The sequence below is a fragment of the Aestuariirhabdus haliotis genome (genome assembly GCF_023509475.1).
GTDB lineage: Bacteria > Pseudomonadota > Gammaproteobacteria > Pseudomonadales > Aestuariirhabdaceae > Aestuariirhabdus > Aestuariirhabdus haliotis.
This window is the reverse complement of record NZ_JAKSDZ010000009.1, coordinates 33,623-55,257: the sequence shown is the minus strand read 5'-3', so window position 1 is coordinate 55,257 and position 21,635 is coordinate 33,623. Positions and strand designations below refer to the sequence as shown.

Sequence of the window (21,635 nt, the reverse complement as noted above, 5' to 3'; positions counted from 1 at the left end):
AGAACGCTAACGTGAATCCGAAACTCTTTGCCCTACTGCAATACCTTATTCCCCAGCACGCGCTTTCCCGAGTTGCGGGCTGGGTTGCCGAGTGCCGTTGGCCCTGGCTGAAAAACCGCTTTATCGGCATTTTCGTCCGACATTATCGGGTTGATATGAGCCAGGCCGCGGAAGAAGACCCCAAAGCCTACGCACATTTTAATGATTTCTTTACCCGCGCCCTGAAACCCGATGCTCGAGTAATCGCAGAGGATAAATCCCAACTGGTCTGCCCTGCAGACGGCCAGATCAGTCAAATCGGCCAGATCGAATATGGCCGCATCTTCCAGGCCAAGGGTCAGGATTACAGTCTGACCGAACTGGTCGGAGGCGATACCGCATTGGCCGACGAGTTTATGAACGGTGCCTTTGCAACAATTTACCTGTCCCCCAGAGACTATCACCGGGTTCATATGCCAATGAACGGCACATTGCGCAGCATGACATATGTTCCTGGCCAACTGTTCTCGGTCAATCAGGCCACCGCCGAAAACATTCCCCGCCTGTTTGCACGCAACGAACGTGTTGTCGCCATCTTTGATACCGAGCAAGGGCCGATGGCGATGATTCTGGTCGGCGCGATGATCGTCGCCAGCATTGAAACCGTTTGGGCAGGACTGGTGGCGCCGGTCCGTCGAGAAATAAAGTGCACCGATTACAGCGACGAGGCTCGCCAGCCCATCACCCTGAAGCGCGGGGAAGAGATGGGGCGCTTTAAATTGGGTTCAACGGTTATCCTGTTACACCCCAAGGACAGCATGAAATGGCTGGAATCTATGCGTGCGGGTAATAGCGTCCGCATGGGTGAAGCCCTGGGCACGGTTCAAACCACGCCTTAATTCAGGCACGCTCGAAGTCGAAGGCGAGCACATCAGCAATCCGCTGGGTGCCCGCCATCAACATCAATACCCGGTCGAGTCCTATGGCCACCCCGGCACAATCCGGCAGACCGGCCGCCAAAGCAGCCAGAAACGCCTCATCCTGGGGAAACTCTCGTCGCCCCAGGGTGTCACGATCGATGCAATCTTGCTGGAAACGGCGGCGCTGCTCCTCGGCATCACAGAGTTCATGATAACCGTTAGCCAATTCTACGCCGGCCACAAACAGCTCGAAGCGACGTGCCACCGGCTCTCCAGACTCCATTTCAACCCGCGCCAGGGCGGCCATCGAGGCGGGATAATCATAGACGTAGACACCGGCCAGAACAGCATCACCGGCCACCCCCAACTGGGGTTCAATGCGTTGGCTAAATAACAGGTCCAGACAATCGTTGCGACCCAGGTCCGTTAGCTGGGCATCGACTTTATCGGCTACCAGTTGGCGCAGCTGCTCATCACTCGCCTGGTGCGGATTAATGCCAAAGTGCTCTTCAAACAGACGCCGGTAACTGACCCGTCGCAACTCGGAAAAGTTGGCTGCGACCGCCAGCATGGCAGTCATATCATCCATCAACTGTTGTTGATCCATACCAAGCCGGTACCACTCCAGCATAGTGAACTCAGGGTTGTGCCGACCACCCACCTCTCCGTTACGAAACACACGGCAGATCTGGTAAATGTCGCCCGAGCCGGACGCCAGCAGGCGCTTCATCGGAAATTCAGGGGAGGTGTGCAAAAAGCGGGTTTGGTTACGACCGCCCCCTGTTGGCAGAAAACGGGTACTAAAGCTATCGATGTGCAGATCCGTGACTGCGGCTCGCGACAGCACTGGTGTTTCTACTTCCATCACCTGTTGTTGATCGAAGTATCGACGGATATCTCGCAACAGTGTTGCGCGACGCTGAAGTTCGGGGAGGGCGCCACTAGGACGCCACTGGGTATCGGTCATAACGCATCCGGATCTGAATAGAGAATAAACAGGGGCGCGACCACCGACTGCGCCCGAATACTAGCCTTTGGCGCGGTTCACATACTCACCCGTACGGGTATCGATTTTTAGAATTTCGCCAGTATTGATAAACAGGGGCACTTTGACCACGGCTCCGGTACTCAGAGTCGCCGGCTTGGAGCCACCCTGGGCAGTATCTCCCTTGAGGCCCGGGTCGGTTTCCGCCACTTCAAGCTCGACAAAATTGGGGGCTGTGACACTCAAAGGCGCACCGTTATAGAGGGTAACTTCGTACTTTTCCTGCTCTTTCAGCCAGTTAACAGTATCACCTACCGCCTTGGCATCCGCAGCGTGTTGCTCGAAAGAACCGTCCGTCATCATGAAGTGCCAAAACTCGCCATCGGTGTAAAGGTATTCCATATCCAGGTCCATCACATCCGCCCCTTCCAGTGACTCGCCCGACTTGAAGGTACGTTCCCACACCCGACCGGTCTTGAGGTTGCGGAACTTGACACGACTGAAGGCCTGGCCTTTACCAGGTTTGACGAACTCATTTTCCAGAATAGAGCAGGGATCACCCTCCACCATCAATTTGAGACCAGACTTGAATTCGTTGGTAGAATAACTCGCCATTTTCTATATACACCAGTGTCGGTTAAAACCCCTATGATAGCGCGAACCATCCCTTCTGTGCAGACCAGCAGTTGGCAACAGCTGCTTGGTGATGCTATTCGTGATCCAAATCAGTTGTTACAAGCCCTCGACCTGGAAGCAGAAGCCAGCTCCTTGCTCGAACAGGCCCACCAGCAATTTTCGGTTGTAGTCCCCGAACCCTATCTGGCTCGCATTAAGCGAGGTGACCCAAAGGATCCGCTGCTGCTACAGGTATTACCCTCCGCGCAGGAGCTGCATCAGACGCCAGGATTCAATAGCGACCCACTGGGAGAAGCCGCTAGCAACCCGTTGCCCGGGCTGATCCACAAATACCATAATCGAGTATTGCTGACCCTGGCCGGGCACTGCGCGATTAACTGCCGCTACTGTTTTCGCCGCCATTTCCCCTACCAGGACAACACACCGGATCGCGCACATTGGCTCAAAGTGCTGGACTATATTCACCAGAGGCCCGAGATCGATGAAGTCATTTTCAGTGGTGGTGAGCCCCTCGCGGTTAATGATCAACGACTTGCCTGGTTATGCGCAGAACTGGATAAGATCCCCCACCTCAAGCGCCTTCGTATTCACACTCGCATGCCCGTTGTTATCCCGCAGCGCATCGACGACAGGCTGCTGCACTGGATGGGCGAGGGTCGACTGCACAAAATAATGGTAATTCACAGCAACCACCCCAACGAAATAGACGAGGCCGTTGCCCTCGCCATGCATAAACTCAGCCGGCATGGGGTCAGGCTACTCAATCAATCGGTATTGCTGCATGGCATCAATGATAACGAAGCGACTCTGGAGGCCTTGAGTAATCGCCTGTTTGACGCCGGAGTTCAACCTTACTACCTTCATCTGCTCGACCGAGTAGAGGGAGCCGCTCACTTCGAGGTAGCAGAAAAGCGGGCCCAGCAGATTATCGCTAACCTGCGAGGGCGCTGCAGTGGCTATCTGGTACCGTCTCTGGTGCGCGAAAGTGCCGGGAAAAACGCCAAAACCATCATGGGCTGATCGTCATCATCACTTTTCGTACCGACAGGATTTTTTGCTGATATTTCAACGTTTTATTTTCTAGGCTATAGTTCTAGACAGTATGGCTATATAGTCCCCGAAAGCGGTTTAATTTAGCATGCAACACACAGTGTCTGCTGTTTGACAATGCAGGATTGAATGGATAACGAGATCACCCAATTACAGCTGAGAGTACCTCAGAGAACGCTCAGCGATCTCAGTTTCTGCACGTCCAGCGTTGTTGGCCTGGAAAACTGGTTGAACAGCTTGCCCAAAGCCAATCTGGGCGAACTGTCGCGACAGCTCTACACGGCACTGATAGAGCTCAACAAGCTGGTTGCCAAGCCCGCACTGCGGTACCAGATGCTGGAAGCCCTACGCCCAACCATCTATTTCGCACTGGATGCTCTGAGCAAGCACTACCTTGGGCAAAGCGTGATACTTAACGAGCAACAGAAAAAAGTTGCCAACCTTGCCCAAGCCCTGCAGATGAACCTTGCTACCGGCTACAAGCAAGTAGTACTCGACACCCTGAATGACCCAGCCAATAGCATATCGTGCGGTAACGCTATCCATCGAGCCATGTCAGAACTGGCCCGGGCACAGGTGAGGGCTTATCAACTCTACTGCCCTGCCCCCAGATATCTCTGGCTGGAACTTGGGCAACTTTTCCAGGCGGCCGAATCACTTCAACTACTGAAACACGAGGTAGCAGACCGGCAAAACAGCTACATCAGCAGCTCAACCCCGGGCAGCCTGTTTTGCCGTATCATGCTCATGGCCTGCTCCCGGGCCAACCAGCTGCGCCAAGCCGACCTGCAACAGGTGTTCAACGCGCTGGAGATCTGGTCTCCCCTGATTCGGGTGCAAAGAATTACTCGGCAAGAACCTATTTTTATCGTCAATCTTGAAGCCGACCAGCCTCCTACCTATTTTGCCCTGACCCGGGAGCCTTCTACCCCGGCCAGCCGCGGACTCAATAGCGTACCCTTGATGCAAGCTATTGAGCAGGCCAGCAGGATGCCCGGAATGCCGGGCGAATCGAGCGCCTTAACCATTCCAAAGTCAATGTCTCAGGAGCTGATCAAGCACCTGATTCAGGCCTGGGGACCGTTGAAAGAACGCGTGTTCAAACGCATCCCAAGCAACGGTTCGTTACAGATTATTATTGGCTTGAGTGCAATCCACTATTACCTAAGTGGCGAAAAAAATTTCGATGAACAACTCATTCGCTACAGCAGAAAAGAACGCAACACACGTTTCGCCGCTGGCGGCGTCAACTCGGATGCCTGGGCCAATGCCTTTGATGCCGACACCACTGATTTAAAACTCAATTCGCCCTTACGTGACGGGGAATCAATCAAATTCAACCCCGAAGCCGATGCAAAGAAAGAGGCCCCCTACAAGATCCACCTCACCCATCTCGAAAACACCAGCCCTGGCGGTTATTGCGTTATCTGGCGAGGCAACCTGCCCACCCACACCCAATCAGGTGAGTTGATTGGTGTTCGAGAAAACAATCGCGAGCAATGGTGCCTGGCCGTGATTCGCTGGATCAAGATTGAATCCCCGGAGCGCACCCTGATGGGTATCGAACTCCTTACTCCTAACGCTCAACCTTGCGCGCTCTCACTTCTGAGAAAATCCAGCGATTCCAGCCTGGCCATGCGAGCATTCCTGTTACCGGCCATTCCTGCCATCGCACAACCAGCAACACTGATTACACCTTTGCGCCCCTTTGAAGAGGGCAACAAAGTATTGCTTAGCCAACAGGGCAGCGAGCAGAAAGGCCAGCTGACTCACAAACTGATGGGCACCCGCAGCTTCTCTCAGTTTGAGTTTAAATACTTGCAACAACTGCTGGAAACACCCACAGCCAAGCCCCCAAGTGAAGGCAATGATGATGACGATTTTAGCTCTGTATGGAAGTTACTATGAACTGGTCGGCAAAATTTCTTCCCGCTTCGACCAAAGTGTCAATAAAATCGAACGCAGGTTCCCATGAACTATGGTACGATGCTACCTCTCCAGATGGGCGCTTCGCCCTGCGCTTGCTCGATAATGAGCAGCCCTTCCTTTCCTTCAGCCAAACAGATTAACGATTTGTCGCACTATGCCCAAGGATAAAAAGACCCTCCGTCTGCTAATCATCGAAGAATCGCAAAACGATGCTGAGCAGCTCGTCAACGTCTTCCGCAATTCCGGCCACGCGACCAGGGCACACCGCACCATTTCTGCGGAAGCTTTGGAAGAAGAGCTGCAAAACCAGACTTGGGATCTACTACTGGCCAGCGAAGACAGCGATGAGATCAGTGCCGATCAGGCTCTGGATATCGTCAATTCGATGCACAAGGATATCCCGGTTCTGCTATTGCTGCCCGAACCCAGCCAACAGCAAATCACCGAAGCGCTGCTAAAAGGCTTTCGCGATGTCATTCCCTACGATGAAGACAAGCGTCTGGTACTGGTTGCCAATAAAGAACTGGCACAACTCGAAGAGCGCCGCAAACGCCGCCAGCTGGAAGTCAGCCTTAAAGAGACCGAGAAACGCTGCCAGCTACTGCTCGACAGTTCGGTAGACGCCATCGCCTATATCCATGACGGCATGCACATCTACGCCAACCGTGCTTATGTCGAACTCTTTGGGTATGAGGATGCCGACGATCTGGCCGGTATGCCAATCATCGATATGGTGGCCTCCGAAGACCAGGCCAACATCAAAAAGATGCTCAAGGAGCACCAGCGCGAAAAAGGCGCGGAAAGAAAGCTGGTCTGTTCCGGGCAACGCCAGGATGAAAGTCAATTTAAAGCGAATATGGAGTTTTCTCCCGCCAGCTACGACGGAGAACCCTGCGAGCAAGTCGTCATTCGAGTGGATACCGGCAACCCGGAACTCGAAGAGAAGCTGAAAGAGATAAGTACTCAGGATCTGGTCACCGGTCTGTTTAATCGCGACTACTTTTCCCAGCAACTCGACGCCGCCATTGAGCGCGCCGTCGCTACCAACAAGAACAGTTCGGTTTTCTATTTCTCGCTGGATAACTTTGCCGAGATTCGTGAAAAGGCTGGCATTTCGGGCACCGATCTGGTGCTAACAGATATCGGTTCCTTACTAAAAGAGAATGTCCCCAGCCCTAACATACTGGCTCGCTATGGCGACGATATTTTCCTAGGCCTGGTGGGCAGTGATCAAATCGACAAACTGAAAGCCGTCGGTGAGAAGATTTGTAAAGAAGTCGCCGAACATATGTCCGACGTGTCCGGCGTCACGGTGCAAACCACTTGCAGCATTGGTATTGCCATCGTCAATGAAACCACCAGCTCAGCATCCGGCATCATGGATCGCGCGCAGAAAGCCGCCAGCCGAGCACAGGCAGCAGGTGGTAGCCGATGTCATCTGCACAACCCCAAAGACGATATCGAAGCGCAAGCGAATAAGGGTGATATCGGGGCGATGATTCAACAGGCGCTGGATAACAACAGCTTCAAACTCCTGTTCCAGCCAATCATCAGCCTGCGCGGTGACAGCCACGAACATTACGAAGTACTACTGCGCCTGATCGATGGCGAAAATAACGAAATCAGCCCCAAAGAATTTATGGGCATTGCCAGCGAGGCCGGCCTCAGCACCAAAATTGACCGCTGGGCGATCTTGCAGTCAATCAAACTGTTGGCAGGGCACCGTGCCAACGGCCACGATACGCGCCTGTTTATCCATCTGAGTGGCGACTCAATCATGGATCCTACATTGCCGCCCTGGTTGAGTGTCGCCCTCAAGGCCGCTCGCCTGCCAAGCGATGCGATTATTTTCGAAATATCTGAAAAAGATGCCAGCACTCACCTCAAACAAGCCAAAGAGCTGACCGCGGCGATCAATGAATTGCATTGCCGTGTTGCCCTGGGCCATTTTGGGGGGTCTCTGAACCCCTTCAATAACCTCAAACACCTCGACGTGGCGTTCGTAAAGCTCGACGGCTCCTTCAGCGAAGATATCGACAACGATGATACTCTGGAAAACCTGAAGACGATGATCAGCTCACTGCAAGGGGAAGGAAAACTGACCATCGTGCCAATGGTCGAATCGGCCCCCATGCTGTCCACACTCTGGCAGGCCGGTGTCAATTACATCCAGGGCTACTATCTGCAAGGTCCCGCTGAAAACATGGATTATGATTTCTCCAGCGATATGTAACTGCTCAAGGCAATAAAAAAGGCGGTCATTGGCCGCCTTTTTTATTGCCTTGTCAATCCTAAACCTGGTCCCGATCCCGAAAACCAATCAGGTACAAAACTGCATCCAGACCCAAAGTTGAAATCGATTGTTCGGCGCTTTCCTTAACGATCGGCTTAGCTCGAAAAGCCACACCAAGCCCTGCCACACTGAGCATGGGAAGATCGTTTGCACCATCGCCGACAGCAATGACCTGTTCCAGACGAATCCCTTCTTCACGAGCAATTTGTTGCAACAAATGGGCTTTGCGCTGACCATCGACAACGGTCCCGGTCACCCTTCCAGTCACCTTGCCATGCTCAATCTCGAGTTCATTGGCATGGATGTAATCAATGCCCAAGCGCTGCTGCAAATGTCTGGCAAAGTACGTAAAACCGCCGGATAGAATAGCCGTTTTATAGCCCAAGCCTTTCAATGTTGATACCAGCGTTTCTGCCCCTTCGGTCATACGCAGCTGGCCTGCAACCTCCGCCAACTTGCTTTCATCAAGCCCTTTCAGTAAAGCCACCCGACGACTGAAACTCTCGGTGAAATCAATTTCTCCACGCATCGCCTGCTCGGTAATGGCTACCACCTGGTCACCCACTCCGGCCGCCTTTGCCAGCTCATCGATCACTTCGGCATCAATCAGGGTAGAGTCCATATCGAACACTACCAGGCGTCGATTGCGGCGAAAAATATTGTCTTCCTGAAAGGCAATATCCACTTCCAACTCGCTGGATATGTGCAAAAAGTCCGCTTTTAACGCCTCCAGATCCGGCGCACTTCCGCGCACCGAAAATTCCAGACAGGCTTTGTTATGACTACCGGGGGCTTCCAGTGAAACCCGGCTGGACAAGCGATTGATGCTATCGATATTCAAGCCATGCTCGGCGGTAATCGCAGACACCTTGGCAATTTGCTCGGCACCTATCGAGCGGGAAAGCAATGTGATGATATAGCGCGCCTTGCCCTTACCACTCACCCAGTGCTCATATTCTTCGAGTGAGATCGCATCAAACCGTACCTGCAACTCCAGCTCGTGCATATGGAATAGCAAATCTTTCAGCAGGGGCGCCGATTCCTGTTCTGTCGGAATCTGAACCAGGATACCCCAGGTCAGATGGTTATGAATCACCGCCTGGCCAATATCAAGGATGGTTAAATTAAACTCCGCCATGATACCGGTAATGGAAGAGGTTAAGCCGGGCTTATCCTGCCCCGACACATTAATAAGGATGATCTGGCTCACATCGATAATCCGTTCACGAAACTGGGCAGCTATTGTAACCGAGATCCTTGTGAATGTGTTTCCGGTTGCGACAGTTTGATGGTTTCAGGCTACAATATGCGCGCATTCAATCACCCTTTCCTTTTGCTAGCTGCCTCAAGATATTTAACGTGCCAAATAGCCTGACCACTTTTTTTAGCCAGCGTTACGCTCTCATTCTTGGACTCTTCTATGTCGCGAGCGTGCTGTTGTTTAGTGCTATTGCGTACCAGCAAGTCCGCTTTACCAGCGAAACCCAGGCCTATGTTTTTGGCGACACCCTGGCCGTTCAGACGGCTCACCAGGCCACTGAACTCCTGGTCAGTAACGACCGCCTAAGCCTTAATATCATGCTCAACCAGCTTAGCGATAACCCTTACATTGCGGCCATTAATGTCTATAGCATCGATAACCAGTTGCTTGCCGGGCGCAGTTTCAACAGCAGTGATGAAGGACGCTTGTTTACGGCGCCGGTCCATTACCAGGAAGTGATCGCCGGCTACGTTCGGGTGCGCCTAAACGATCAATATATTCGCAAACCGGCCACAGATGCCGTAACACTGATAGCCCTGTCGGCGCTATTGCTGATGGTGGTAGCGTTTCTACTGCTCCGACACCTGCCCAGAGAGGAGCGCATGACTTCAAGCTCCGGACAAACGGCGATCCCTGCAAAGGCAAACGATGACCCAATTGAGTATACGGAAAAGGTTGATCAAGGCCTGAAAGAACACAGCAATGAAACTAACGCGCCATCATCAAGCTTCGAGCAAGGCCCGCGAGCGCTGCTTTGTATTCGCCTGAATAACCTGCCCACACTCCAGCAATGCATGAATCCGGGAGATTTTGCCTTGCTAGTCAAGCAACAAAGTCAGGCCATGCAACAAGCTGCCCGCCTGTACAATGGTGAACTGAGTTTTTCCGCCGAAGGGCAGGCTTTCTTTAGTTTTCCCGAAGCATTTAATGAAGACTTTCTGTTCAGTGCCACTTGTTGCGCCCTGTTGCTAGAACGGTTAAGCCAGCATAGAAAGCAGCAACAGCAGCCCGGTTTTAGCCTGGGCATAGGCATGTGCTACCAGCACACAAGCGAGTCTCAGGATGACCACCCACTGCAACAGAGCACTGCCGCATCAGTCGCTTATCAACTGGCCGTACAAGATCATCGCAACGGTGTTGCTATCTGCCCAGAGCTGGCGGAAGCACTGAATGAAGAAAGCCGGATCACCTTGGAAGAGCGAGGTGCTGAAGCCCCCTCTCGAATCACCGAGGTGCATGTCAGCTATCAGCATCTTCTCGACCAACAATGCCAGCAAATCGGGGCGCAGGATCGGCTGTCTGCCTGAAGTCATGGCCGCTCCCCGAGCTGCGGGAAACGGCTGTGGATGACCCAGGCATCCTGATTAAACAGCCCCCTAGGCTTCGGCTTCGATGCTATCCACTTTCTGGAAGCCTCGCGGCAGTTTATTGCCACGACGGCCTCGCTCACCCAGATAATGCTCCAGGTCAGAAGGTCGTAGATTCAGGTGGCGTTTACCCGCATACAGCACCAGGGTTTGCTTGGGCGACAACACGGCCAAACCCACTACAAACTCTTCTCGCTCGGCGACTCTGGCGGCGGCAATATTGATAATCTTATTGCCCTTGCCCCGCGCCAGCTCCGGTAAATCAGCCAATGGGAACAGTAATAAGCGCCCCTCGTTGGTGACCGCCGCGACCTGCTGCTCATCGACATTATCAATGGGCAGCGGCGTCATTACTCGCGCGCCCCTGGGCAACGTCAGTGCCGCTTTACCCGAGCGATTCTTGCTTTGCAGATCGCCGAGGCGGGTGACAAAACCATAGCCCGCATCCGAGGCCATCAGGAAACGTTGCCGATCCTCACCGATCAACATGCCTTCAAACCCGGCACCCGAGGGCACATTCAAACGCCCGGTTAACGGCTCCCCCTGACCGCGTGCCGAAGGCAGGGTGTGAGTCACGACACTGTAACTACGACCGGTGGAATCGATCACGACCGTGGGCTGGTTACTTCGACCTTTAACCGATAGTTGGTAAGCATCACCCGATTTATAACTGAGCGCTTGCGGATCCACTTCGTGCCCTTTGGCCGAGCGAATCCAGCCTTTCTGTGACAACACCACCGTTACCGGCTCCGCCGGCATCAACTCTGTTTCATCCAGGGCTCGGGCTTCACTGCGAACCCGAATGGGCGAGCGTCGATCGTCGCCGTAGGTTTCAGCGTCTTTGATGATCTCTTTCTTGATCAGCGTTTTGAGACGGGCTTCGGAGCCCAGAATCTTCTCCAGCTTGTCGCGTTCGGTTTCCAACTCCGACTGCTCGGTACGGATTTTCATCTCTTCCAGCCGCGCCAGCTGGCGTAACCTTGTGTCGAGAATATAATCCGCCTGCACGTCGGTCAGACCAAAGCGCTCCATCAAAACAGCCTTGGGTTCATCCTCGGTGCGAATGATATGAATCACTTCATCGAGGTTGAGAAAAGCGATCAGCAAACCATCGAGCAGATGCAGGCGCTTGTTGACCTTGTCGAGGCGATATTGCAAACGACGGCGTACCGTTTCGGTTCGATAGCTGAGCCATTCACGCAACAGCTGATCGAGCGCTTTCACCTGCGGCCGGCCATCGATGCCGATCACATTCAGGTTAACCCTATAGGTCCGTTCCAGATCCGTGGTCGCAAACAGGTGATTCATCAACTGCTCGACATCCACTCGGTTGGAACGGGGCACGATGACCAGCCGGGTTGGGTTTTCATGGTCTGACTCATCACGCAGGTCGGCCACCATCGGCAGCTTCTTTTTCTGCATCTGGTCGGCAATCTGCTCCAACACCTTGGCGCCGGACACCTGATGCGGCAGTGCAGTAATGACCACATCGCCATTTTCATTCAGGTACACCGCCCGCATACGCAAACTGCCACGACCACTCTGATACATTTTTAACAGATCAGCCGGAGGTGTTATCAACTCAGCGTCGGTCGGAAAATCGGGACCTTTAACGTGTTCACAAAGGTCTTCCAGGGTCGCTTTGGGGTGCTCCAACAGATGCACACAGGCCGCCGCCACTTCCCTCAGGTTATGGGGCGGAATATCGGTCGCCATCCCCACCGCGATACCGGTACCGCCATTCAACAGGACATTCGGTAAACGCGCCGGCAAAGTCGCGGGCTCGTCCAGGGTACCATCGAAGTTAGGGATCCAATCGACCGTTCCCTGACCCAATTCGCTCAGCAATACTTCCGAGTAGGTGGATAGTTTGGCTTCTGTGTACCGCATGGCGGCAAAAGATTTCGGGTCATCCGGAGAGCCCCAGTTACCCTGTCCTTCCACCAGCGTATAACGATAGGAAAAAGGCTGCGCCATCAACACCATGGCTTCATAGCAGGCGCTATCACCATGGGGGTGAAACTTACCCAGCACATCACCGATGGTACGAGCGGATTTTTTATACTTGGCGCTGTTTTTCAGCCCCAGTTCGCTCATGGCGTAAACGATTCGGCGTTGCACCGGCTTCAGGCCGTCCCCGACATGGGGCAACGCGCGATCGAGGATCACGTACATGGAATAATTGAGGTACGCATTACGGGTGTAATCTTTCAGGCTCTGACGCTCAACGCCATCATCACCGATGATAATCTGATCTGTCATACGACTCGTTATCTCTTATAGTATTCGGCAATCGACTCAGACGTCGGCCAGGTTACCACTGCTTTCCAGCCATTGTTTACGATCGCTAGCGCGCTTCTTGGCGAGCAACATATCCATCGAACCTGAGGTTTCGTCACCCGTTTCAACGGTTAACTGAACCAACCGGCGAGTATCCGGGGCCATGGTTGTTTCCCGCAACTGCAGGGGATTCATCTCACCGAGCCCCTTAAAGCGCTGTACGTTGACCTTACCGCGCAGTTTTTCCGCTTCGATGCGATCCAGGATCCCCTTTTTCTCTCCATCGTCGAGGGCATAGAACACGTCCTTGCCCACATCGATACGGTACAGCGGTGGCATGGCAACATAAATATTGCCCGCCTCCACCAGGGGTCGGAAATGCTTTACGAACAGCGCACACAACAGGGTAGCAATGTGCAAACCATCGGAGTCAGCATCGGCCAGGATACAAACCTTGCTGTAACGTAAACCCTCAAGCTGGTTGGAGCCGGGATCTACCCCCAGCGCCACGGAGATGTCATGAATTTCCTGCGAGGCCAGCACCTCGCTGGAGTCCACTTCCCAGGTATTCATGATCTTGCCACGCAACGGCATAATCGCCTGAAACTCACGGTCCCGAGCCTGCTTGGCGCTGCCGCCAGCAGAATCCCCCTCGACCAGAAAGAGTTCACTGCGAGCCGGTTCCTGACTGGAACAATCCGCCAGCTTACCCGGCAGCGCAGGACCTGATGTCACCTTCTTTCGGGCTACTTTCTTGCTTGCGCGCAAACGTCGCTGAGCATTATTGATACAGAGTTCGGCCAGTGCTTCGGCCTGTGCGGTGTGCTGGTTTAACCAAAGGCTGAAAGCATCCTTGACCACACCCGAGACAAAAGCCGCACATTCCCGTGACGAGAGCCGCTCCTTGGTCTGGCCAGAAAACTGAGGATCCGCCAACTTGGCCGACAACACATAACTGCAACGATCCCAGATATCATCAGGGGACAGCTTGACCCCGCGAGGCATCAGATTGCGGAATTCACAGAATTCTCGCAGCGCCTCCAGCAAACCGGTTCGCAGACCGTTAACATGGGTGCCACCTTGCGCGGTCGGAATCAGATTGACGTAACTCTCCGTAATCAGCTCACCGCCTTCTGGCAGCCATTGCACGGCCCAATCGACGGCTTCCGAGTTACCACTCATGGCGCCGATAAAGGGCTCAGGAGGCAGTGTCTCCCAGCCTTTGGTCGCCGATAACAGATAATCTTTCAGTCCGGCTTCAAACAACCACTCTTCGGAGGCATCACCTTGCTGATCGTTAAAGACGACTTTCAGTCCGGGGCAGAGTACCGCTTTGGCGCGCAGCACATGCTTTAGTCGGGGGATAGAATACTTGGCCGAGTCAAAATACTTCGGGTCGGCATGAAAGCGAACGTGGGTGCCGGTATTGCGCTTGCCGCAACTGTCGATCACTTCCAGCTCGGAGGCCTTGTCACCATCCTTGAAGCCCATGCGATACACTTGGCCGCCACGCCGCACCGTCACCTCAAGTCTTGTGGACAATGCGTTCACCACCGATACACCGACGCCATGAAGACCGCCGGAGAACTGATAGTTATCGTTGGAAAACTTGCCCCCGGCATGTAGCCGAGTCAGAATCAGTTCGACCCCGCTAACGCCCTCTTCCGGGTGAATATCGACCGGCATGCCGCGCCCGTTGTCACTGATCTCCAATGAGTTGTCAGCATGCAAGGTAACCGTAAGCAGGCTGGCAAAACCCGCCAGGGCTTCATCGACACTGTTGTCGATCACCTCCTGGGCCAGGTGATTAGGGCGGGTCGTTTCGGTGTACATGCCCGGGCGCTTGCGCACCGGATCCAGCCCACTGAGGACCTCTATCGCTTCCGCGTTATAGTTTTGATTGCTCATATCAGGGTGATATCACTACGCATCAATAAAATGAAAAAAACGGTACAGGTTAGGCAGTTTGGCTTCGAACCCATCAAATCCATGGGAGCCTCCCTCTTCAACCTGCTGTTGACTGTTAGGATAACGCTCCAGGGCTCGACGGTAATCCAGCGTTTCATCCCCGGTTTGCAGCAATAGCAAACAATCCTCGGGGTCACTCACTTGCGCCACATCCAGCAGCACTAACTGGCGCACATGGTCCTGGGTCAGGGTATAGCGCTCACCGGTATAGTGGTTCTCCTGCTCCCCAAGATAGTTATCCCAATACTCATAAGGGCGCACCGCCGGGTTGATCAGGGCCAACGGAATTCGGGTGCCTTGGGGCGCTTCGGACAGCAGACGTTGGCGTAGCCAGGTGCCATAGTACCCCCCCAGCGAACTACCGATCAGAGCGATTGGGCGCTTGCCAACCTCCGGTTTCAGGCGCGTGAACAATTGTTGTACCGCCTGGGCCGGCCAATGGGACAGATCCGGTAGCCAGAGTTCACAGGTAAAGCACTGCTGCTCAAGATCCTGCTGCAGTTGCTGTGCTTTAAACGACGCCGAGGAGCTGTTAAAGCCGTGAATATAAACCAGCAAGGGAACAGAATTTGCCATAAGACAGATGATTTACGCCGCAGAAAATAAGAAACGAAGCAGGGAAGAGTAAGCAAATACCCGGTTTGAAACAAGCCGCTCTGAAACCACGACCCAATTAATACCCCATCAACTCCCTGTTCAGGCTCAACTTGCGTCCGCTGACCCTATGCACGCGACTGGATACAGAACCGTCGTCATAAAGCTCGAAGGTACGCAAGCCGGGCATCTCATCGGTGACACCAAACTCGCGGCTATGAGGGGAGAACTGAAAGCAGGTGGCCGGCGTGGTGAACAACTCTATGCCATCGCGCTGCAATTCCTGTTGTTGATGGACATGCCCGCAGAGCAGCACCACCTTGCCCTGTGCGTGCGATAGCTTTTGCCACAGCTGTTCACTATTGGCAATCGCGATACGATCCATCCATTGACTGTCCATCGCCAGTGGATGATGGTGCATGGCTATCAGGCTATGACCTTCGAAGTCCTTCAGGCTTTGCTCGACCAGGGCCAACTCGGACTCGGCTAAAAAGCCACCGACCTCATCTTCCACCTGGGTATGCAGCAGGATCAGTTGCCAGTTACCCATTCGCTGCAATTTACCTAGCGCTTGCGGCTGGTCAACCAACGCGTCCGCCATCGCTTCGGCGTTGTCGTGGTTGCCGCAAATCCAGCTGGCCGGTGCCTGCAAACCAGCGATCCGATCCCGTAGCTTGGCGTACGCCGCTACCGAGCCATCCTGAGCCAGGTCTCCGGTCAGCAACAGGCGATCGGGACGATCCAGCGAGGCTGCCAGTTCCAGCACCCAATCCAGGGTTTCTGTGGTGTCCACCCCCATCAACCGATCACCCGATTGGGCAAACAGGTGACAATCCGTGATTTGCATCATCCTGATCACCGATGACGAACCTGAGCTGGACAACAAGCACTCCTAGGGCACGACGACTAGCCGTTAGATTTATTGAGTAGGCCACTATAACAGCGCCCCCGCTTCGACTCAGGGGCTTTATGGCAAAAATTCCAACTCAGTCACAACGATGCCGTATTCCACGAATCAAGGCTGACGCCACCCTCGATGCAATGACTCAGCCATTCGCCCAGAAAGCGATTCCACTGAGCCTTTTCGTCAGGCAGATCCATGTTGCTATTGGGATAGTCGTAACGTGCAGCCAGGTGTTGACGGTTGAGGGTACTGACCACCTCTGCCATGCGCAGGTCATGATAGACCCGCACTTGCATCACTGGTGGTGCCAGCCAGTGCCCCCAATCGGCCTCGTGACTCACCTCCAGCATACTGGTGAAGGGGCAACGCTGCTGGATCAGGAAACAGACCGATGCCTGATGTTCACCGTAATGAATACCATAACGCTGCTCGTCAACCCGGTCCCAACGGGGCAACAGTTTCATCAAACGGGCATAGTTATGTTCGCAAAGCGCCTGCTGCGCGACAAGATCAATGCTATACCGCTGTTTGACGAACTGAGTAGCCACATTACACCTTATGGTAGAGCTCCGAGCCCTGCTCCTTGAATTCAGCCGACTTCTGTTGCATGCCCTTGTCCGCTTCGATATTGATGGCCGCAATCTGGTTATCATCCAGCTCACGAACTTCCTGGCTGATTTTCATGGAACAGAATTTGGGACCGCACATAGAACAGAAGTGCGCTACCTTGGCAGACTCCTTGGGTAACGTTTCGTCGTGGTACGCACGGGCCGTGTCTGGATCCAGACCCAGGTTAAACTGGTCTTCCCAACGGAATTCAAAACGCGCCTTGGACATCGCGTTATCGCGAATTTGCGCTCCTGGATGCCCCTTGGCCAGATCCGCCGCATGGGCGGCAATCTTGTAGGTGATGATGCCTTGTTTGACATCGTCCTTGTTGGGCAAGCCCAGATGCTCCTTGGGTGTGACATAGCAAAGCATAGCGCACCCGTACCAACCAATCATGGCCGCCCCGATACCCGAGGTGATGTGATCGTAACCCGGCGCAATATCCGTGGTCAGCGGTCCCAGCGTGTAGAAGGGTGCCTCGTCACACTCCTTCAACTGCTTGTCCATATTCTCTTTGATCATATGCATCGGAATATGGCCCGGACCTTCGATAATGGTCTGAACATCGTGTTTCCAGGCAATTTTGGTCAACTCACCCAGCGCTTCCAACTCGCCAAACTGGGCCTCATCGTTGGCATCGGCAATCGAGCCAGGACGCAACCCGTCACCCAGCGAGAAGGAGACATCGTAAGCCTTCATAATCTGGCAGATATCTTCGAAATGGGTGTACAGGAAATTTTCCTTATGGTGCGCCAGACACCATTTGGCCATGATGGAGCCTCCGCGAGACACAATACCGGTCACTCGTTTGGCGGTCATGGGCACATGGCGCAGCAATACGCCGGCATGGATGGTGAAGTAATCGACACCCTGCTCGGCTTGCTCGATCAGGGTATCGCGAAAAATCTCCCAGGTAAGGTCTTCGGCGACGCCATTTACTTTTTCCAGAGCCTGGTAAATGGGCACGGTACCGATCGGCACTGGCGAGTTACGGATAATCCACTCGCGGGTTTCATGAATATTCTTGCCGGTGGACAGATCCATGATGGTATCGGCCCCCCAACGAATCCCCCAGGTCAGCTTGGCCACCTCTTCTTCGATCGAGGAGCCCAGCGCACTGTTACCAATATTGCCGTTTATCTTCACCAGGAAGTTACGACCAATAATCATGGGCTCCACTTCGGGGTGATTGATATTGACCGGGAGAATAGCCCGGCCACGAGCGATCTCATCACGAACGAATTCAGGGGTAATCTGCTCAGGAATCGAGGCGCCAAAAGAGTGTCCGGGATGCTGCTCCAGAGGCCCTTGCGCACGAGCTTCCTGTAATTTCATATTTTCCCGAATGGCAACAAACTCCATTTCGGGTGTGATGATACCCTGACGGGCATAATGCAACTGGGTAACATTTTTCCCCTTCAAGGCTCGACGAGGCTTGCGCTGCAAAGTAAAACGCAAAGAATCCAGACTCTGGTCCTGTTCCCGTTCGAGGGCAAAATGGGAACTCGATCCTGATAAGGTTTCGGTGTCCGACCGCTCTTTAACCCAGTCGTCACGCAGCGGCGCCAGCCCGGCTCGAACATCGATCGACACCTTCGGGTCGGTGTAGGGCCCCGAGGTATCATAGACCACCACTGGCTCGTTCGGCTCGCCGCCAAAATCGGTGGGGGTATCGGCCAAAGAAATCTCCCTCATCGGCACCTGAATATCAGGACGACTACCTTCAACGTATATTTTGCGTGAATTGGGAAAAGGTTTGACCGAGTCTCCATCAACTACCGCTGTTTCGCTCAATAATTCATTGGCTGATTTATTCATGTATGGCCCTATCTAAATCTGAGTCAGGTTGACGTATCAAGGATACGATGAGGAGAAGCACCCAAAGCGCGTTGCCAATGGTTGGCAAAATCGGTCGATCAGGCACTGGATATTGATTCGGCTACTATATACTGTCCGGCAGTATACTTTATACTCCGACCCTATTCCGTTTTGTTACACTAGGTTACGTCAAACAGCGGCCAACATTATACAGATAGCGTAATCGCTTTCAGGGCTCCGAAGTTCAAACAGACAAGGAACACCACAGCATATGGCTTATAAACATCTACCAAGCTTCCTTTTAGCCGGTCTGGCAGCACTGAGCACATCGGTGTATGCCCAGGGGGAACCAGCAGATTTGCTGGAAATCTACAATCAGTCGCTGGCCAATGATGCTGAACTGGCCGCCGCAGGCGCCTCGCTGAAAGCGAACGAGGAACTACCCGCCCAGGGCATCGCCGGTCTATTACCCAATATTTCGATGAGCGCGTCGACATCCACTAATACCGAACGTAACCTCGATTCCACATCAAACCCACCGTTCAACCGAACCAACAGCTACAACGAACATGGTTGGGCCGCACAACTGGTACAACCGGTCTTTCGTCTGGAACGCTGGTTTACCTATACTCGTGCCAAGGCTCTGTCCGACCAGGCCAAAGCCGATTACAGCGTCGCTCAACAGGATCTGATTCTGCGCGTTGCCGATGCCTACTTTGCGGTATTGCGTGCCGAGGACACCCTGACCACAACCATCTCCGAAGAGAAAGCCTTCAAGCGTCAGCTGGAGCAGGCCGAACAGCGTTTCGAGGTTGGCCTGATCGCCCAGACCGATGTTCATGAAGCCCGGGCGGTGTACGACAATGCGCGAGTTAACCGCATCGTCGCCGAAAACGACGTCGAAGTCAGCCTTGAAAGACTGCGCACCCTGACCGCCAGAGAGCATCGTGAAATTGGCAGTCTCGATAAAGAGATGCCCGTGGTAGATCCGGCACCCAAGGTCAAAGAGGAATGGGTTAATTCATCCTTGGTACAAAACCTGAACATCCTGGCCGCGCGGGAAGCCGTCCGAGCCACCGAAGAAACACTCAAGCTGCAAAAAGCGGGTCACGCCCCCACCGTCGATGCCGTTGCCCGCTATAACCACAGCGTCACAGGCAACCCCTCCCTGACCACAACGGGCTTCGACGGCAAACAAAACTCCAGCTATGCAGGACTCGAACTCAGCTTGCCCATCTTCAGCGGCGGCGGTACCAGCTCTCGGGTCCGCGAAGCCACTTATCGTTTGCAGGAAGCCCAGGATAAGCTTGATTCCCTTAACCGCCAGACCAGCCAACGGGCTCGCAACCTGTTCAGCACCGTGGTGGCCGATGTGCAGCGTATTTCTGCGCGTGCCCAGGGCATCATTTCGACTCAAAGCGCCCTGGAAGCCACCGAAAGCGGCTACGAAGTTGGCTCACGTAATATCGTCGATGTACTCAACGCCCAGCGAAATCTGTACGCGTCGCAGCGGGATTACCTCAACGCGCGTTACGACTACATCCTTAATACCCTGCGTTTGAAGCAGGAAGCAGGCACCCTCAGTCCGCAGGACCTGTCGGACCTTAACCAGTGGATCAGCAAGACCGACACTGAGCTGTTACCGGAACTCTAGTCAGTTCGGGCACCTGTTATCAGGTGCCCGCACATTTCAAGCTGATTCTGCAAAGCACCTTTATTACGCTCAACGACAGCGTGGCCGGCGGCCCCCATATCCTGCAAGGCCGCAGGATTGGATACCAACAAGCGTAACGCTTGCCCTAATTCCACCGCATCCTGAACAACCTTCATCGCCTTGGCTTGCACCAACTGATCGCTGATTTCCTGGAAATTAAACAGGTGAGGGCCACTCAATACCGGCACTCCCAAGACGGACGCCTCCAACATATTGTGTCCACCCGTGGGCACCAGGCTGCCACCAATAAAGGCTATATCGGCGGCGGCTAAAAGCCTCAACATCTCTCCCATGGTGTCCGCCAGCACCACCGTTGTGTCGGCATTTACCGCCTCTTGCCGGCTGCGGCGAGCGAATTTCAGGCCCCGCCTTGATAAAAGCTCGGCCACCTTGCCAAATCGCTCCGGATGCCGTGGCACCAACACCAGCAAAGCCGGACGATCCAGTCCAGTGATCGCATCCAGCACCTGCTCGTCTTCCCCCTGATGAGTACTGGCGGCCACGATAACCGTGGTTTCCGGCTTCTGATTCATTAACCATTGCTGTCGCAACTCAACCCCCTGCTGCTTCACAGCATCGTCAACACCCAGATCGAATTTCAAGCTACCGGTAACCTGAACTCTGTCCGGCGAGACACCCAGTTGCCTAAATCGCTCAGCCGCTTCTTCACTCTGGGCGGCAACATGCAAGGCTTTCATCATTGGCCCAACCAGAGCAGGAAAACGAGCATACCCCCGGGCACTTCGAGCCGACAGGCGTGCATTGGCAAGCAGTACCGGAACGCCCTGTTTGTGGCAAGCGGCAACCGTATTGGGCCATAGCTCGGTTTCCATAATGACCGCCAATTGCGGTCGAATACTCCGCATAAAGCGAGCTACGGCGTCTGGTAAATCGTAGGGCGCATAAACATGAAAAACCGTATCACCATAAAGCGCTTTCACCCGCTCCGAGCCAGTCGGGGTCATCGTGGTTACGACCAATTGATGGCTTGGGTACTGGCGCTGCAAGCCTTTCACCAATGGAGCCGCGGCAATCGATTCCCCCACCGAAACGCTGTGCACCCAAAGCACCGGTTTACCTGCCAAAGAAGACGCATCAAACCATCCGAAACGTTCAGCCCAGCGCCGGGCATACAAAGGCGCGCGCCAGGCTCGATAGAGCAAACGCAGGCCGACAAAGGGAACAAGCAGGTAAAACAGGAGGCTGTAACTAAAACGGTTAACCATAAGTAGGACGACACTGGAAAAAGAGGCCAAAAGTATACCCTTTTCCTGCACCAATTGAGTCCGCTGGCGGTGACCTTATCGTAAGCCAGTCGTATACTGTCG

At 54.0% G+C, this 21,635-nt stretch carries 16 protein-coding genes; 6 read left to right on the top strand and 10 right to left on the bottom strand.

Translation table 11 applies throughout. The features are described from left to right. Nucleotides 1-11: 11 nt before the first annotated feature. Complete coding sequence (asd, locus tag MIB40_RS08475; protein WP_249693009.1) at nt 12-878, top strand: archaetidylserine decarboxylase; 867 nt, start codon at nt 12-14, stop codon at nt 876-878. A gap of 1 nt (nt 879) precedes the next feature. Here the strand turns inward: asd and epmA are convergent, their stop codons facing one another. Together epmA and efp are read right to left on the bottom strand one after the other, a co-directional pair. Then, nucleotides 880-1,866 carry an EF-P lysine aminoacylase EpmA gene (gene epmA, locus MIB40_RS08470; protein WP_249693007.1) on the bottom strand — a complete coding sequence of 329 codons (987 nt, stop codon included), beginning with the start codon at nt 1,864-1,866 and terminating at the stop codon, nt 880-882. 60 nt (nt 1,867-1,926) lie between these two features. Continuing rightward, nucleotides 1,927-2,499 (bottom strand): elongation factor P, encoded by a 573-nt coding sequence (efp, locus tag MIB40_RS08465; RefSeq protein WP_249693004.1) that lies wholly within the window; start codon nt 2,497-2,499, stop codon nt 1,927-1,929. 33 nt (nt 2,500-2,532) lie between these two features. Between efp and epmB the strand changes: the two genes are divergently transcribed. The 3 genes from epmB (at nt 2,533) to MIB40_RS08450 (ending at nt 7,732) form a co-directional block, all read left to right on the top strand. Beyond that, complete coding sequence (gene epmB, locus MIB40_RS08460; protein WP_249693002.1) at nt 2,533-3,540, top strand: EF-P beta-lysylation protein EpmB; 1,008 nt, start codon at nt 2,533-2,535, stop codon at nt 3,538-3,540. Nucleotides 3,541-3,699: 159 nt separating this feature from the next. Then, nucleotides 3,700-5,478 (top strand): hypothetical protein, encoded by a 1,779-nt coding sequence (locus tag MIB40_RS08455; RefSeq protein WP_249693000.1) that lies wholly within the window; start codon nt 3,700-3,702, stop codon nt 5,476-5,478. Nucleotides 5,479-5,653: 175 nt separating this feature from the next. Continuing rightward, a complete protein-coding gene (locus tag MIB40_RS08450) occupies nt 5,654-7,732 on the top strand; it encodes an EAL domain-containing response regulator (RefSeq protein ID WP_249692998.1) in 2,079 nt (692 codons plus the stop codon). Between the two features lie 58 nt (nt 7,733-7,790). On the opposite strand, the gene serB is transcribed toward MIB40_RS08450, so the two are convergent. After that, nucleotides 7,791-9,002 (bottom strand): phosphoserine phosphatase SerB, encoded by a 1,212-nt coding sequence (gene serB, locus MIB40_RS08445; protein WP_249692996.1) that lies wholly within the window; start codon nt 9,000-9,002, stop codon nt 7,791-7,793. 149 nt (nt 9,003-9,151) lie between these two features. Between serB and MIB40_RS08440 the strand changes: the two genes are divergently transcribed. Then, nucleotides 9,152-10,360 (top strand): hypothetical protein, encoded by a 1,209-nt coding sequence (locus MIB40_RS08440; RefSeq protein ID WP_249692994.1) that lies wholly within the window; start codon nt 9,152-9,154, stop codon nt 10,358-10,360. Nucleotides 10,361-10,429: 69 nt separating this feature from the next. On the opposite strand, the gene parC is transcribed toward MIB40_RS08440, so the two are convergent. The 6 genes from parC to thiC form a co-directional block, all read right to left on the bottom strand. Beyond that, nucleotides 10,430-12,682: a DNA topoisomerase IV subunit A gene (parC, locus tag MIB40_RS08435; RefSeq protein ID WP_249692992.1), complete on the bottom strand. Its 2,253-nt coding sequence runs from the start codon at nt 12,680-12,682 to the stop codon at nt 10,430-10,432. A 36-nt stretch (nt 12,683-12,718) separates the two neighbouring features. After that, nucleotides 12,719-14,608 (bottom strand): DNA topoisomerase IV subunit B, encoded by a 1,890-nt coding sequence (gene parE / locus MIB40_RS08430; protein ID WP_249692990.1) that lies wholly within the window; start codon nt 14,606-14,608, stop codon nt 12,719-12,721. Nucleotides 14,609-14,623: 15 nt separating this feature from the next. Next, the gene (locus MIB40_RS08425; protein ID WP_249692988.1) at nt 14,624-15,244 is read right to left on the bottom strand and encodes a YqiA/YcfP family alpha/beta fold hydrolase; all 621 of its coding nucleotides are present in this window, start codon (nt 15,242-15,244) and stop codon (nt 14,624-14,626) included. Between the two features lie 97 nt (nt 15,245-15,341). Next, the gene (locus MIB40_RS08420; protein WP_249692986.1) at nt 15,342-16,112 is read right to left on the bottom strand and encodes a metallophosphoesterase; all 771 of its coding nucleotides are present in this window, start codon (nt 16,110-16,112) and stop codon (nt 15,342-15,344) included. A 140-nt stretch (nt 16,113-16,252) separates the two neighbouring features. After that, entirely contained in the window at nt 16,253-16,714 is a 462-nt protein-coding gene (locus MIB40_RS08415; protein WP_249692984.1) for a DUF1249 domain-containing protein, read from the bottom strand. 1 nt (nt 16,715) lies between these two features. Continuing rightward, nucleotides 16,716-18,593, bottom strand: coding sequence for a phosphomethylpyrimidine synthase ThiC (gene thiC, locus MIB40_RS08410; RefSeq protein WP_249692982.1), 1,878 nt, complete (start codon nt 18,591-18,593; stop codon nt 16,716-16,718). A gap of 271 nt (nt 18,594-18,864) precedes the next feature. Between thiC and MIB40_RS08405 the strand changes: the two genes are divergently transcribed. Further along, entirely contained in the window at nt 18,865-20,247 is a 1,383-nt protein-coding gene (locus tag MIB40_RS08405) for a TolC family outer membrane protein (RefSeq protein WP_249692980.1), read from the top strand. Here the strand turns inward: MIB40_RS08405 and waaA are convergent. Beyond that, a complete protein-coding gene (waaA, locus tag MIB40_RS08400; protein WP_249692971.1) occupies nt 20,244-21,533 on the bottom strand; it encodes a lipid IV(A) 3-deoxy-D-manno-octulosonic acid transferase in 1,290 nt (429 codons plus the stop codon). The two genes, MIB40_RS08405 and waaA, sit on opposite strands and share 4 nt — an antisense overlap. Between the last annotated feature and the right edge of the window lie 102 nt (nt 21,534-21,635).

Excerpts from the sequence above, each read along its gene's own strand:
- epmA (WP_249693007.1), bottom strand. The coding sequence starts at position 1,866 with ATGACCGATACCCAGTGGCGTCCTAGTGGCGCCCTCCCCGAACTTCAG.
- efp (WP_249693004.1), bottom strand. The coding sequence starts at position 2,499 with ATGGCGAGTTATTCTACCAACGAATTCAAGTCTGGTCTCAAATTGATG.
- epmB (WP_249693002.1), top strand. The coding sequence starts at position 2,533 with ATGATAGCGCGAACCATCCCTTCTGTGCAGACCAGCAGTTGGCAACAG.
- MIB40_RS08455 (WP_249693000.1), top strand. The coding sequence starts at position 3,700 with ATGGATAACGAGATCACCCAATTACAGCTGAGAGTACCTCAGAGAACG.
- MIB40_RS08450 (WP_249692998.1), top strand. The coding sequence starts at position 5,654 with ATGCCCAAGGATAAAAAGACCCTCCGTCTGCTAATCATCGAAGAATCG.
- parC (WP_249692992.1), bottom strand. The coding sequence starts at position 12,682 with ATGACAGATCAGATTATCATCGGTGATGATGGCGTTGAGCGTCAGAGC.
- parE (WP_249692990.1), bottom strand. The coding sequence starts at position 14,608 with ATGAGCAATCAAAACTATAACGCGGAAGCGATAGAGGTCCTCAGTGGG.
- MIB40_RS08425 (WP_249692988.1), bottom strand. The coding sequence starts at position 15,244 with ATGGCAAATTCTGTTCCCTTGCTGGTTTATATTCACGGCTTTAACAGC.
- MIB40_RS08420 (WP_249692986.1), bottom strand. The coding sequence starts at position 16,112 with ATGATGCAAATCACGGATTGTCACCTGTTTGCCCAATCGGGTGATCGG.
- thiC (WP_249692982.1), bottom strand. The coding sequence starts at position 18,593 with ATGAATAAATCAGCCAATGAATTATTGAGCGAAACAGCGGTAGTTGAT.
- MIB40_RS08405 (WP_249692980.1), top strand. The coding sequence starts at position 18,865 with ATGGCTTATAAACATCTACCAAGCTTCCTTTTAGCCGGTCTGGCAGCA.
- waaA (WP_249692971.1), bottom strand. The coding sequence starts at position 21,533 with ATGGTTAACCGTTTTAGTTACAGCCTCCTGTTTTACCTGCTTGTTCCC.